Annotated in this window: 10 protein-coding genes and 1 pseudogene; 7 read left to right on the top strand and 4 right to left on the bottom strand. The window is 53.0% G+C overall.

Translation table 11 applies throughout. The annotated features are described in order from the left end of the window. Positions 1-67: 67 nt before the first annotated feature. Together phoB and QJT81_10655 are read right to left on the bottom strand one after the other, a co-directional pair. Positions 68-754, bottom strand: a complete 687-nt coding sequence (phoB, locus tag QJT81_10660; GenBank protein WGZ96391.1) for a phosphate regulon transcriptional regulator PhoB — start codon at positions 752-754, stop codon at positions 68-70. A gap of 42 nt (positions 755-796) precedes the next feature. Further along, the gene (locus QJT81_10655) at positions 797-1,945 is read right to left on the bottom strand and encodes a glycosyltransferase (protein WGZ96390.1); all 1,149 of its coding nucleotides are present in this window, start codon (positions 1,943-1,945) and stop codon (positions 797-799) included. Between the two features lie 118 nt (positions 1,946-2,063). Here QJT81_10655 and QJT81_10650 point away from each other — a divergent pair. The 5 genes and pseudogenes from QJT81_10650 to QJT81_10630 all read left to right on the top strand — a co-directional run bounded on the left by QJT81_10650 (position 2,064) and on the right by QJT81_10630 (position 7,383). Beyond that, a pseudogene (locus tag QJT81_10650) lies at positions 2,064-3,112 on the top strand (IS630 family transposase). Positions 3,113-3,123: 11 nt separating this feature from the next. Further along, complete coding sequence (locus QJT81_10645; protein ID WGZ96389.1) at positions 3,124-4,989, top strand: KUP/HAK/KT family potassium transporter; 1,866 nt, start codon at positions 3,124-3,126, stop codon at positions 4,987-4,989. A gap of 189 nt (positions 4,990-5,178) precedes the next feature. Beyond that, complete coding sequence (locus tag QJT81_10640) at positions 5,179-5,886, top strand: YfdX family protein (GenBank protein WGZ96388.1); 708 nt, start codon at positions 5,179-5,181, stop codon at positions 5,884-5,886. A 145-nt stretch (positions 5,887-6,031) separates the two neighbouring features. Next, on the top strand, positions 6,032-6,889 hold the full coding sequence (locus tag QJT81_10635) for an alpha/beta fold hydrolase (protein ID WGZ96387.1): 858 nt from the start codon (positions 6,032-6,034) through the stop codon (positions 6,887-6,889). A gap of 29 nt (positions 6,890-6,918) precedes the next feature. Then, positions 6,919-7,383 (top strand): peroxiredoxin, encoded by a 465-nt coding sequence (locus QJT81_10630; protein WGZ96386.1) that lies wholly within the window; start codon positions 6,919-6,921, stop codon positions 7,381-7,383. 10 nt (positions 7,384-7,393) lie between these two features. Here QJT81_10630 and QJT81_10625 read toward each other — a convergent pair whose 3' ends face one another. Both QJT81_10625 and QJT81_10620 read right to left on the bottom strand, forming a co-directional pair. Further along, a complete protein-coding gene (locus QJT81_10625) occupies positions 7,394-9,424 on the bottom strand; it encodes a hypothetical protein (GenBank protein WGZ96385.1) in 2,031 nt (676 codons plus the stop codon). Positions 9,425-9,508: 84 nt separating this feature from the next. Next, a complete protein-coding gene (locus QJT81_10620; protein ID WGZ96384.1) occupies positions 9,509-11,440 on the bottom strand; it encodes an alpha-amylase family glycosyl hydrolase in 1,932 nt (643 codons plus the stop codon). Positions 11,441-11,845: 405 nt separating this feature from the next. Here QJT81_10620 and QJT81_10615 point away from each other — a divergent pair, with 405 nt between their 5' ends. Both QJT81_10615 and QJT81_10610 read left to right on the top strand, forming a co-directional pair. Further along, positions 11,846-12,241 (top strand): transposase, encoded by a 396-nt coding sequence (locus tag QJT81_10615; GenBank protein WGZ96383.1) that lies wholly within the window; start codon positions 11,846-11,848, stop codon positions 12,239-12,241. Then, on the top strand, positions 12,198-12,791 hold the full coding sequence (locus QJT81_10610; GenBank protein WGZ96382.1) for an IS1595 family transposase: 594 nt from the start codon (positions 12,198-12,200) through the stop codon (positions 12,789-12,791). Before QJT81_10615 ends, QJT81_10610 begins: the two co-directional genes overlap by 44 nt. Positions 12,792-12,877 lie beyond the last annotated feature (86 nt).

Raw genomic sequence — 12,877 nt, 5'->3', positions numbered from 1 at the left:
AGTGGATATACCTGCTATTTTGCAGGGTCAATGCTGCAAGACAGTGACGTTTTCATGACGGTTGTGTTTAAGTCGACGGTGAAAAACGGTAGCCAGCACCACGAACGGTTTGGATGTAATGTTCAAGACCATACGGTGATAACACCTTACGCAGACGCAAGATATGCACGTCTACTGTGCGCTCTTCCACATACACATTGCGCCCCCAAGCGTTATCCAACAGTTGTTCACGACTGTACACACGGTCAGGGTGTTGCATGAAAAACTTTAACAGGCGGAATTCCGTCGGGCCAAAGTCGAGTTCCACCTCATTAACGGTAACGCGATGACTGAGTGGATCAAGGCTCAGTTGCTCAAACTCCAGTATTTCCCGCGATTGACTTTGCTGGGTACGACGCAACACCGCCTGTATACGGGCAATCAGTTCGGCAGGTGAAAATGGCTTGCTGATGTAATCATCAATACCCGCCTTGAAACCATTGATTTTATCGCTTTCTTCTGCTTTAGCGGTGAGCATAATCACCGGAATATCTTGGGTGCTGGTATCCCGCTGCAAACGCCGTACAATATCCAGACCACTCACACCGGGCAGCATCCAATCCATCAGGATCAGTTCAGGGCGGTGCTGGTCAATTTCAGCGTAAGCTTGCTCGGCATCAGCCGCTTCACGTAATGTGAACCCCACGCGCCCAAGGGCAAAACTCACCATATTACGGATGGGCTGTTCGTCATCGACAATCAGGATTGTGCTCATGTTAAACCTATCTGAATTCCATTTTATTCGGGCGATTTAACCCTATTTGTGTGTCAATTCGATGACAGAGTAATAAAACGCTACCAGTTTCTCCGCCTGCGCGGTGTGTGACCAAGTAGCCGCATACGCCAGCGTCTCTTGCGTTTTTTGGGTGTACAAAGTTTTATCCAGCAACAAACATTTAACCTGTTCTGCAAACAGTGCTGGATTTTCTGGGGCAACCAAGCCACCGAGACCTGCCCCCATAACATCTTGCGTCCCCAGTACTGCGGTAGACACTACTGGCGTACCGCACGCCATGGCTTCCAGCAACACCAGCCCTTGCGTTTCAGTACGGGAAGCAAACACGAATACATCCGACGCTTTGTAACACGCCTGCAATTCGCCATCACGGTGCAAATAACCCACAAATATCACATGCCCAGCCAAACCTTCACGCTGAACTTGTTTATGCAAGGCTTTTTCCGCAGGTCCCTCCCCTGTAATTACCAACAAAACATCAGGAATGTCTGCCCGCAACCTTGCTGTCATCGCTAACAAAAAGCCGATATTTTTCTCAAACGCTACCCGCCCCACAAACAGAATCACGGGGCGTTCAATAGGAATTCCGTGCTGCTGGCGAAAAGCCATCCCATCACCCGCTGCGAATACCTGCTGATCCAACCCCGTCGGCAACACTGTCATGGGCGTTGTTACCCCGTAACCTAGCAGTACTTGCTGCATGGCGGTCGATGGGACAATCAGTGCATCCAAATCTGCACACTGGGTACGCGAAAATCGCCGCGCCACGTAGCGTAACCACTCTTTCGGCAACCATTGGATGTAGTTGTAGAGGTATTCTTCAAAAAAGGTATGGTAAGTCGCTACTACCGGGAGCTTCAGCTTGCGTGCCAATTTCAGCCCAGCGTAATGCGCCACGAACGGGGTATGGATATGGATAATGTCGTAATCCCCCGCCCGTAAGGTTTCCGTCAAACGGTGGATATGGCGGATACGCATCATGCGATCTTCCGGGTCAACAATCACATTGCGTGAGCTGATGCGAATAATGTCGGTTTCATCCGCCGTCGTTTCAGCATAAGCTGGGGCAATCAATGTCACCCGATGCCCAGCAGCTTGTAAGGCGTGTCGAAACGCTTGAATCGAAGTGGAAACACCGTTGACACGCGGAAAATACACGTCTGAAACCATTAATATATGCATTGTCATTCACTGGTATGAGGATATACCAGTCCGTGCCATAAAATAGTTTTTTTGATCAGGGAAATATGGTTAGATGACTGGTAACAAAAGCAGCCATGAGTAATGTATGACATTAAAAATCACTTTCACTGAGGATGAGATAGCGGAGCTGTTCTACTGGAAGGAGCGCCATCCTCATCCCAGAGTCCGTAAGAAAATGTCCGTGCTGTACCTGAAATCCCAACAGTTGACGCATAAGGAAATCAAACGATTGGAAAGGATTACAGAAGCCACGCTGCTTGCCTACCTAAACGCCTACCTACAACCTAACGGTTTAGAAGCTCTTAAAGAAATACGATTCAATAAACCACAGAGTGATTTGATGGCATATAAAGACAAGATTGAAGCCTATTTTCGTGAATATCCCCCCGCAACCAGCAAGGCGGCAGCCGCTAAGATTGAGGAGCTGACAGGCATCAAACGCAGTGAGGACAGGGTACGTGTCTTTATGAAGAAAATAGGGATGGACATCCATAAAGTGGGGATGATACCCGCCAAAGCTGATGTGGAAGCACAAGAAAAGTTCCTGGAAAATGAACTAAAACCGCGCATTCAGGAGGCTAAGGAGGGCAAACGCGCCCTTTTTTTGTCGATGCCGCCCACTTCGTGTTAGCACCGTTTCTGGGGTTTTTGTGGTCATTTTCCCGCGTATTCATCAAAGCCCCCTGTGGTCGACAACGCTACAACGTATTGGGCGCACTCAATGCGATAACGCTACAACTCATCACGATCACTAACGACTCCTATATCAACGCTAACAGCGTGTGTGAATTATTGGAAAAAATTGCAGCGTTAGCACTCAAAATACCGATCACTTTGGTCTTGGATAATGCCAAGTATCAACGCTGTGAAGCCGTGTTTGCCTGTGCGAAAAGGCTCAATATTGAACTATTATTTTTACCGACCTATTCACCCAACCTCAATCTGATTGAACGGTTGTGGAAGTTCGTCAAGAAAAAATGCTTGTACTCGAAATACTATGATAAGTTTCCCGCTTTCAAGGCGGCCATCACCAACTGTCTCGACAAGCTGGATACCGATCACAAGAAAGAACTGACCCAGTTGATGACAACAAATTTTCAAACCTTTAAAAATGTTCAGGTCTTGACGCTGTAAGGTATACCACCATGAACGGGCAACACCCCAAACGCCCGCTGGGAGCATTGTCGCTGGCAGCACTGGGCATTGTGTATGGCGACATTGGCACCAGCCCGCTGTACGCTTTCCAGCAAGCCTTTGCTGACCCGCACGGGCTGGCTCCCACCCACAGTAATATCCTGGCGACCCTCTCCGCCCTGTTCTGGGCGATTACCCTGATTGTCGCCATCAAGTATGTGGGGCTGGTGCTGCGCTTTGATAACCAGGGGGAAGGCGGGGTGCTGGCCTTGCAAGCGCTTGCCCAGCGCCATACCCAACGTACTTTGCCCCGGCTGGCTCCCGTGGTCGCCACACTAGGGGTGTTTGCCGCCGCACTGTTTTACGGTGATGCCATCATTACCCCGGCGATTTCGGTGCTGTCGGCGGTGGAAGGCATCCATGTCGCTACCCCGCATCTGGCGCATTGGGTCATCCCCATCAGTGTGGGAGTACTGGTTGGCCTGTTCATGATCCAGCGTTTTGGCACGGCACAGGTGGGCAGGCTGTTCGGCCCCTTGACCTTGCTGTGGTTTCTGGTACTGGGGGCATTGGGGGTACACAGCATCCTGCAAACCCCGTTGGTGCTGCAAGCCCTGAACCCACTGCACGCGCTGGTGTTTGCCCAGCAACACCCGGCAGCCGCGTTTGTGTTGTTGTCAGCGGTCTTTCTGGCAATTACCGGCGGGGAAGCCTTGTACGCCGACATGGGGCATTTTGGTGCCAAACCGATCCGGCTGGCATGGTATGGGCTGGTGTGGCCTGCTCTGATCCTGAATTACTTTGGGCAGGGAGCCTTGCTGATGCGCTCCGGCGCGGCGGTGCAAAACCCGTTTTACCTGCTGGCACCGGAAGGCTGGCTGCTGCCGCTGGTGGTGCTGGCAACCATCGCCACCGTGATTGCCTCGCAAGCCACCATTTCCGGGGCGTATTCGCTGACCCAGCAGGCCATCCAGTTGGGTTATTGGCCAAGGATGCGCATCCTGCACACCTCGGATGTGGAACGCGGGCAGATTTATTTGCCCACCATCAACTGGCTGCTGCTGGCAGGGGTGGTGTTGCTGGTACTGGGATTTGGTTCATCTGCTGCACTGGCTGCGGCGTATGGGTTGGCAGTGTCCGGCACGATGGTCATCACCAGCCTGCTGGTGCTGGTGGTGGCGTGGTTACGACCTGTGCAAACCTGGCGGGTTGCCATCCTGATCTGTATTGCACTGGTGGTGTTGCTGGAGGTGCTGTTTTTCAGTGCCAATCTGGGAAAACTTGACCACGGCGGCTGGCTACCGGGCTTGATGGGACTGGGCATTTTCACCTTGCTGACGACCTGGAAACGGGGCAGCGCGTGGGTTGCCGAGCAACGGCGCAGTGCCAATATGCGTATACACAAATTTGCGGCGCAGGCTTATCCCGGTATTTGCCGCATCCCCCGCACGGCAGTTTATCTCGTTTCCAACCCCAACCGGGTGTCGGCTTGCCTGTTTTACAATCTCAAGCATTATCAGGTGCTGCATCAGCAACTGGTGTTCCTGCATGTGGAAAATGCCGACATTCCCTACATTCCGGCGGCTGAACGCCTGTTGCTGCTGGGTGTTGCGCCGGGTATTTACACGGTAACGGTGCGGGTGGGTTTCCGCGAATCCACCAACCTGCAACAGGCTTTGCAGGAAATTGCCGCCCTTGGCGTCGAGTTGGCGGCGGACAAAACCAGCTTCTTTGTGGCGCGAACAGTCATCACCACCTGTGGCAAGGCATTACCGCGCTGGCGTTGCCTGTTGTTTGCTTGGATGACCCGGCAGGCGGAAAGTGCCGCCAGTTACTTCAACCTGCCCGCACAGCAGGTGGTGGAGATTGGGTTGTAGGGGGTTATTCCACAGCCCCTACCCCCAACGCTGGGCAAAAGTCACCAGCCACTGGAAACCAACCAGAAAAAATAAAATAAATCATTTAAAAACAATGCCATATAAACATGGCACGGTTCATGCTACTTAGCAGCAAAGGCGGGCGACGCAGCCTACCTTCACCCCATCACTGTTACAAGGAGATTGACCATGAAACCTATCACTGCCAATAAACCTGTCACCATTTTTGTCAGCCTGCTGCTGTTGACCTCCACGGTCAGCAGCAGCCTTGCGTTTGCGCAGCCACCCGATTCGCTGGTGGAAACCGTCACCAGTGCAGGTTGGGACAGCCCCGGAATGGCGCAAATCGCCATCCACACCGGGCGCGAAATCACCCGCCATCTGGAAACCGCCCATGCCGCGCTGGCACAGGGTGAAAGCGGCAAAGCCCTCGGCAATGTGCAAGCCGCCAACCGCCTGAACGATTCCGTGCTGCAAATGATGCCCTACATGAAGGTCAAGGAAGACCTGTTCAACGCCAAGGGCAAGTTGGACTCAGAACAGGTGGACGTGTTCTATGACCAACTGTTGCCGATTTACGCCGAACTTGACGCGATGGAAATTGATGCCCCCCAGATGGCGCAACAGGCCCGCACCAAGCTCAAGGCAGCGGAAGCCGCTTCCCGTAAGGGCGACACCAAAGCCGCCAACAGCACCGTGCAGGAAGTGATCGACATGATAGCAACCACCGAAATCGACCTGCCAGTGGTCTACCTGCACGGGCAACTGGCAACGGCGCAACAGGCGCTGGGCAGCTCCAGCCGTGACACTGCCGCCGCCAAAGCCGCGCTGGACAACGCCCTCAAGAGCATCACCGCTGTCAGCAGCGGCGTGGCTGTGGTCGGAGAGACCAAATAAGCTGCACAAACGGGCCAGCCATCCTGTAACATACCGCCCCGATAACCGGATGATTGTCGTCACCTGGGTATCGGGGCGGCCATTCTGACAACACCAACAAGAAGGACGTGACATTTAAAGGCTATTAGTTGTTGCAGGTTGTGAAATGTTGATCATTACAGGAATTATTGCCGGGGCAGTTGCCCTGTTCATGCTTGGCATCCACTGGGGCTTCCGTGCCCCGCGCCAAATCGAAAACGGTACGCCGCAAGACCTAGGCTTTGCCTTTGAACAAGTGTGGATTCCCAGCGTTGCCAACAAACGCTTATTCGGCTGGTTTTTACCCGCTGGCAATGCCACGCAAACACTGGTCATCCTGCACGGTTGGGGCAGCAATGCCGAATTGATGTTGCCCATCGCCGCGCCCTTTCAGCGGGCTGGCTTGAATGTGCTGCTCTTCGATGCCCGCAATCACGGGCAAAGTGACACGCACAGCTTTTCCTCCCTACCGCGTTTCGCCGAAGATTTGGACAGTGCGCTGGCGTGGTTGCACGCCAATCATCCAGCAGCTTGCGAGAAACTGGTATTGCTGGGGCATTCGGTCGGCGCGGGGGCGGTCTTGCTGGCTGCCTCGCGCCGCAGCGATATTGCTGCGGTGATCAGTGTTTCAGCATTTGCACACCCTGAATGGGTGATGCGCCGTTACCTGCAAACGGTACACTTGCCCAACATTTTGATTCGTATCATCAACCGTTATGTGCAATGGGTAATCGGGCATCGCTTTGCAGCGATTGCGCCGCTGAATAGCGTGTGTCAGATTGCTTGCCCCATTTTGTTGGTGCATGGGATAGACGATCAGGTTGTGCCACTCGCGGATGCACATGCCATCGTCAGCCATTGTCCGCAAGCACGTTTAACCCTGCTGGAAATTCCCGACGCTGGTCACACCTCCGTCGATAAAATCGAGGAACACGCGCCCGCATTGCTGGCTTTTTTACGGAAAGCGGGTTTCAGGCTATCGTAGCGGCTACCTTACCCAATGGAGATTCACCAATGTTACAAGCCAAGCAACCTGCCCCCGCGTTCAGTTCCCCCAATCAGCACGGCAAAACCGTATCACTGGCTGATTTCGCAGGCAAACAACACGTCGTGCTGTACTTTTATCCCAAAGACGATACCCCCGGCTGCACCATTGAAGCGAACGAATTCACCGCACTGGCAGCCGAATTTGCCGCGCATAATGCCGTGGTGATCGGTGTCAGCAAGGACGATTGCGGCAGCCATCAAGCCTTCATCGACAAATTCGGGCTAAAAGTGGAACTGTTGGCGGATACGTCCGGCGCAGTCTGCGCGGCTTATGGCGTGTGGCAGGAAAAGGAAAAGAACGGCGTGAAAAAAATGGGCATTGTGCGTTCCACCTTCGTCATCGACAAAGATGGAACGCTGGTAACAGCCCAGTATCAAGTCACCCCTAACGGTCACGCCCAAGCCATGCTGGATGTGGTCAAACAACGTTAAGTTCAGTTCATCAGACCGGAGCTAACACAAAGGCGATCGTGGCAGAAGCATCGTACTGACTCTGCCTGCTTTCCCCATTGATGATGTTTGCCGCCACATAAACATGCTCAGCAAAACCCGCAACACCCGGCGAGGCAATGCAAGTTCCCAACAAATCCGTCACGAATGCAGTGGCCTGATTAGGTGCGCTCGCAACGTCTCCCCCCATGCTTGGCGGAGTCAACTTGTTCACGCCTTTGAATAGACTGAAACTATAGCTTGCATACCCGGCTGGATGGGACGCAGTGAACAGCATGACGACAGTTCCCGGTGATCCTGGCGTATAGCGTAACGTCCCACAATTTGGATCAGCCTCAACACCACCTAAGGTTGGCAAGCCGATAGTTGCCACACACGACTGGTTATTCACCATGATACTGAGTGGATCACTGTAGGCAAGCACACTCCCGGTAGCATCAACAAACTTGAGCCTGATCACATGCGGCGAATTGGACAGGCCAACCGTGTTCAATTGCAAGCCGAGTGCCGGACTTAACCATAAAAACAGCTCGGACGGCGAGCGTACCGGGTAGTATCCGGCTCCCCCCGCTACGCTCGTGGCTGCTTGAGTACGGACTTGGTAACGCCCCAAAGCGGCATTCCAGCGATAATCCGTATACCCATCGAAGCGAGGTGAGCCATCCACCAATACCTGATAAAACCTCGCCCCCATTGTAAAAGCACGTTGATGGTTAATCAGCAGCGGCAGCGTGCCTCCGAATGGCATCTTATTGAACTGGTAAGGATAAGTCGGGTCAACTGTGGTATCCGCAAAACCACCCACAATCCGGTCAAAAGGCACTTTGCCAATGCCCATGAATAACGGGGCAGCAGAGGATATAACCAGCCCGGCGACATTGAGTTCGCCGATTTCAGCATCACAGCAGATCAGTAATTTACCCGGTGCGATGACAGCCGTGCTGGAAGGATTATTTGGCAGCCCTGTTTCCACCCGCGAAATCACGGCTGGCGTTTGTGTCAGGTCGATGGCTGCAAGACGTCTCGCTGTACCGCGTTCGGTGACGAACAGCCGTTCCTCACTGGCATCTGCCCAGGTCAAAAAGAACGGCTGAGTCAGCTCAGTCGCCACAACCTGCTTAGTGCCGGTGCTAAACGTGATCTTGACGATGCGCCCGCCTTTCTCAGTCTGCTCACTCACGTAGGCATGTTGCCGGTCTGCGGTCACAACCAAACCAACCGCATTATTCAGGTTGGTTGCCAGCGGCGTGATTGCCCCGTCAGCAAGCCGGATCCGCACCAGTCTGCCGACTGACGTGAATTCGACCACATAGGCATAACCGTTAGCTTCATCCAGATACATCTGTTGCGGTGCTGTCAAACCGCTGGCGAGGACAGTGGCGCTGGCACGGTTAGCACTGCCCAACGGTACTCGCAGGAAATTGCCGCTGCGTTCGGTGACATAAGCGGTGGTTTCACTGGCAGTCGCCGCAATGTCTTCAGGCTGGGTGTAGCCGGTACCCAACACCCGGTACTTGGAACCAACCCGGTAAGTCGCCCAACGCACGGTCATGTTGTAACCGTAATCGAGCACCTGTACCTTGGCATAATTGCCTGCATTGGTAAGCACCGCAAAGATGTTGCCATTCGTCAGTTGGTTGCTGGAATCCGTGTTACCCGGAATCGGTGTGGTGCTGAAACTGAGGGTCTGAAGCGTGGCATGGGTGACGCTGCTCCAGTCAACATGCCCCAAGTTAACGATTTTCGCACCATTGACGGGTGTCATCTGCCGTTCTGTCGCGGTCATCTGTTCCCACCAGATGTCGCCAGCCCCACCCGCACCGCCCAACGTGCCGGTTTCGCAGTCAAATATCCAAGTACCCTTGAGCACGATTGTTCCCTGCGACACCGTGCTCACCAGCGGTCTTATCAGGTCAATGACAGAAATTTTGCCGCTGTATTCGACAAACAACAGTTGGTTGTGCAGCGGTAGATGGCGGCAACCGATAGCGCCTCCCAGCCCATTAACGATTTGCGTGATCATCACATTCTCCCCATCTGGCATAGTGTTTGAGTTTACCGTTTGGTTGACTCTATGCCGCTGGGAGAGGCTTATACATCCCTTAAACTAGGTAATTTTATTTGCTAAAACCAAAACTTCCGAAGCGCCAAGGTTGCTGATTTCGATATAGTGTACGCCACTACCATCAACCTGCACCTTGTGTGTCTGACCGATTTTGTTTTCACCTTGGTAGGCGACTGAACCCGCCTCCTCACTGCTGGCAACGACGCTCAAATGACTTCCGGCGGGGTTCAGCGACGCATCCACCAATACCCGCGCCCCGCGTGCCTCGACACCGTGCGGATTCAGCACCACCACCAGCTCTTCATCATCGAGAATGCGTGACCACGCAATGATTTCGCCCCCCGCGTAAACCGCAAAGGGCTTATTCAGGAAAGACACCGGACGCAAATACTGCCTGCCACAGCGCAGTGCGGGAAAAGCCGCGCGAACCGCCGCCAGATGGCTGATACGCCGGTAAACGGGGCTGGCGGTGTCGAAACAGTGTTGCCCCGCCGTTCCAAAAGGCCCAAAACCGGGCAGATCAGGGTCAAATTTCGCTGGTGAATCTGGCAGTCCGGCACGCCCCTGTCTGAGCGGATGCGGTGCGCCGAACAGCGTTTCCCGTAAATACCGGTCATTGCTGCCAAACTCCGGCAGCCAGACACGCTCACCCACCTCAGGCCCTGCCAGACTTTGTTCCGTGCCGTAATAAATACACGGGATGCCAAGTGTGAATAACTGAAGGGCAACCCCTGCAACCACCTGATGCTCAGAAGCCGCCTGCGTGGAAAAGCGCAGTTTCTCACCGAAGACATGATCATGATCATCCAGAATCGACACGTGTTTAGCACCAACCGCGCGATGCGAACCCATTACCGATTTACCCGGCTCAAAACCCGTAAAATAACTGGACGGGTCTTGCAAGCCCTTCGCAACCTGACGCAGGTTCAGGCGCATCTCGCCAATATCCAGCGCGGCATTCAGGTTTCTGCCAATCACATCCAGATAACGGTTCCCGTTGTAATCACCCCCGGCGATTTCCCCAACCAGAAAGAAATCCGCTTTGCCCAGATTCTGAGCGAATTCCTTGATCGCCCCGCAGAAGTTTCGCGCCTGCTCAAAGGACACATGTTTCAGCGTGTCGATGCGGAAACCGTCACAATCCGTCAGCGCGATCCAGTATTTGTAACAAGCTGCGAGGTGTGACATCAACGCGGGACTGTCGAGAGAAAAGTCCTTCAGGGTCATAAAATCGGTGCGCTTGTGTTCGGCAAACGGGTCTTCAAGATCGCCAGCGCCCAAATCACCGCAACCGGCACGGGTGTAACTGTCCGGTTCTTGCAACTCAATGGGCCAAACCCCGTCTTCCGCCCCCTGAATACGGTCTATGTTCTCGCCCGCAATGCCACGCCAATAACCAAAATCGTAGCGATCTGTTCTGTAGTGGGGTTGGTAAATACTGCCGGGAACGCCTTCCGGATAAGTCCAGTTCTCACCCGAATGGTTAAAAATAATGTCCAAAATGATGCGCATGTTGCGGTCATGTGCGTGCCTGACCAATTCAACCAGATCCGCCCGCGAGCCAAACCTTGGGTCAATCTCAAGAAAATCCTGAATACCATAGCCGTGGTAGGTATCCATGTGACCACGCTGTTTGAATACCGGGCTGAGCCACAGCGTAGTCACCCCAAGGTCTTGCAGGTAGTCGAGTTTCGAGTCTACTCCCTTGAGCGTGCCGCCCTGCCAGCGGTCGCCGCCCGATTTGACCCACGTATCCCAGCGCCAGTTGCCCGGTCTGGCGGCGGACAAGTGATGCCGATCCAGCAACGGGCGCTGATCTTCCTGATTATCGCTGAAACGGTCGACGAGCAGGAAATACAGCACCTCATTGCGCCAATCACCCGGTGATGGGTAATAGTTGGTACGGCGTGGTAAGACAACGGCAGAAATTTCACTAGGGCGTGCGGATTGCAGGCTGCTATCGGCGAATGACATGCTAAGTCTCCTCTGACAGTATTTCCCGTTTTGGGCTGATCTCCTAGACAGTATAGACTCTCATTAAGTAAACGTGTCGGGTTATTGACAGTGACGGTGTATACCCGATTGCAGCAAATCAGGTGATTGTTATTGTGCTCGACAACATTACTTTCACGCTTGAAACCAGTTGTTTATTATTTAATCACAATAAAACTTTCCACATTATTCTTAAAGTGGACTTTTCAATATTCTCAATAAAAATTATTAAAAATCAATGGCTTGTAATCTTTATAGAATAATTTCATTAATAATACAAAATACTTTTAGGCTCAATATGTGTTTCAGGGTCTTGTTTTCCCCGGCATTGCAAACGTCATGAATAGCGGTAAAGTTAGCCATTTCCGATAGCCAAGGAGAGGCTTCATGACCTCGCTCATCAGTATTTCCAGCTTGACCAGTGATGCCGCCTGTTTCGAGCAAGTCCGTTCCCTGCGTTGGCCTAATGGGGTGATTTGTCCGCACTGCGGTTCACAGGACACTATCCGTCGAGGCAAGGATGACACCCAGCAGGAACGCCAACGTTACCAGTGTAAGGATTGTCAAAAGCGTTTTGATGACCTGACAGGGACGGTATTTGAAGGCCACCATCAGCCGCTGAAGGTGTGGGTGCTGTGTCTTTACCTGATGTCGTTGAACCTATCCAACCAACAAATCGCCCGCGAATTGGGGTTGAACAAGGATGATACGCAGGCGATGACGGAACAGTTACGGCGCGGTGTCGAGAAAAAAAACGCCAGTAAACCTGTCTGGGAATGTTGAATTTGATGAGGTTTATGTCAAGGCCGGACACAAGGGAAACCCCGAAGCCGTCGCGGATGCCGGGCGTGAAGGTCGCCGCCGCGCCCTGAAAGGTGCACCGGGGCGTGGGACACTGGAACAAGACAAGCCACCCATTTTCGGCATGATTCAGCGTTCCGGGGAAGTCGTGATCCGTATGCTGGCGAATGTGAAACAGGCGACGATCAAGCCGTTGATTGTGGAAACGGTGGCAGCCGGTACGCTGGTGTACACCGATGAGTACAACATTTACAGCCGGTTGGAAGCTTGGGGTTATGTCCACAAAACTGTCAATCATGGTTCAGGTGAATATGCCCGTGACGAGGATGGTGATGGTTTCCATGAAGTTCACGTCAACACGATGGAAGGTTTTTGGTCACTGTTGCGCTCATGGTTACGACCTCATCGGGGGATCTCACAAGAAAAGCTACCGTGTTACCTCGCATTCTTTGAGTATCTGCACAACATCAGAAAGCGAGGGCAAGCAGCCTTACATTCCTTGCTTTCGCTACTGCTGGGGTTAAGACCCTGAAACGCATATTGAGCCTACTTTTAAATTATTCTTGACCTAACCTCCATAGATTCAGTAAATTTATAATGATTACTTGCTGATCAATA

The sequence above is a fragment of the Candidatus Thiothrix putei genome (assembly GCA_029972225.1).
Classification (GTDB): domain Bacteria; phylum Pseudomonadota; class Gammaproteobacteria; order Thiotrichales; family Thiotrichaceae; genus Thiothrix; species Thiothrix putei.
This window is presented reverse-complemented; position numbering and strand designations above follow the sequence as displayed.

Bases quoted from the DNA above. Each gene is read 5' to 3' on its own strand.
- QJT81_10640 (WGZ96388.1), top strand. From the start codon at position 5,179: ATGAAACCTATCACTGCCAATAAACCTGTCACCATTTTTGTCAGCCTG.
- QJT81_10645 (WGZ96389.1), top strand. From the start codon at position 3,124: ATGAACGGGCAACACCCCAAACGCCCGCTGGGAGCATTGTCGCTGGCA.
- QJT81_10615 (WGZ96383.1), top strand. From the start codon at position 11,846: ATGACCTCGCTCATCAGTATTTCCAGCTTGACCAGTGATGCCGCCTGT.
- QJT81_10620 (WGZ96384.1), bottom strand. From the start codon at position 11,440: ATGTCATTCGCCGATAGCAGCCTGCAATCCGCACGCCCTAGTGAAATT.
- QJT81_10625 (WGZ96385.1), bottom strand. From the start codon at position 9,424: ATGATCACGCAAATCGTTAATGGGCTGGGAGGCGCTATCGGTTGCCGC.
- QJT81_10630 (WGZ96386.1), top strand. From the start codon at position 6,919: ATGTTACAAGCCAAGCAACCTGCCCCCGCGTTCAGTTCCCCCAATCAG.
- QJT81_10635 (WGZ96387.1), top strand. From the start codon at position 6,032: ATGTTGATCATTACAGGAATTATTGCCGGGGCAGTTGCCCTGTTCATG.
- QJT81_10655 (WGZ96390.1), bottom strand. From the start codon at position 1,945: ATGGTTTCAGACGTGTATTTTCCGCGTGTCAACGGTGTTTCCACTTCG.
- phoB (WGZ96391.1), bottom strand. From the start codon at position 754: ATGAGCACAATCCTGATTGTCGATGACGAACAGCCCATCCGTAATATG.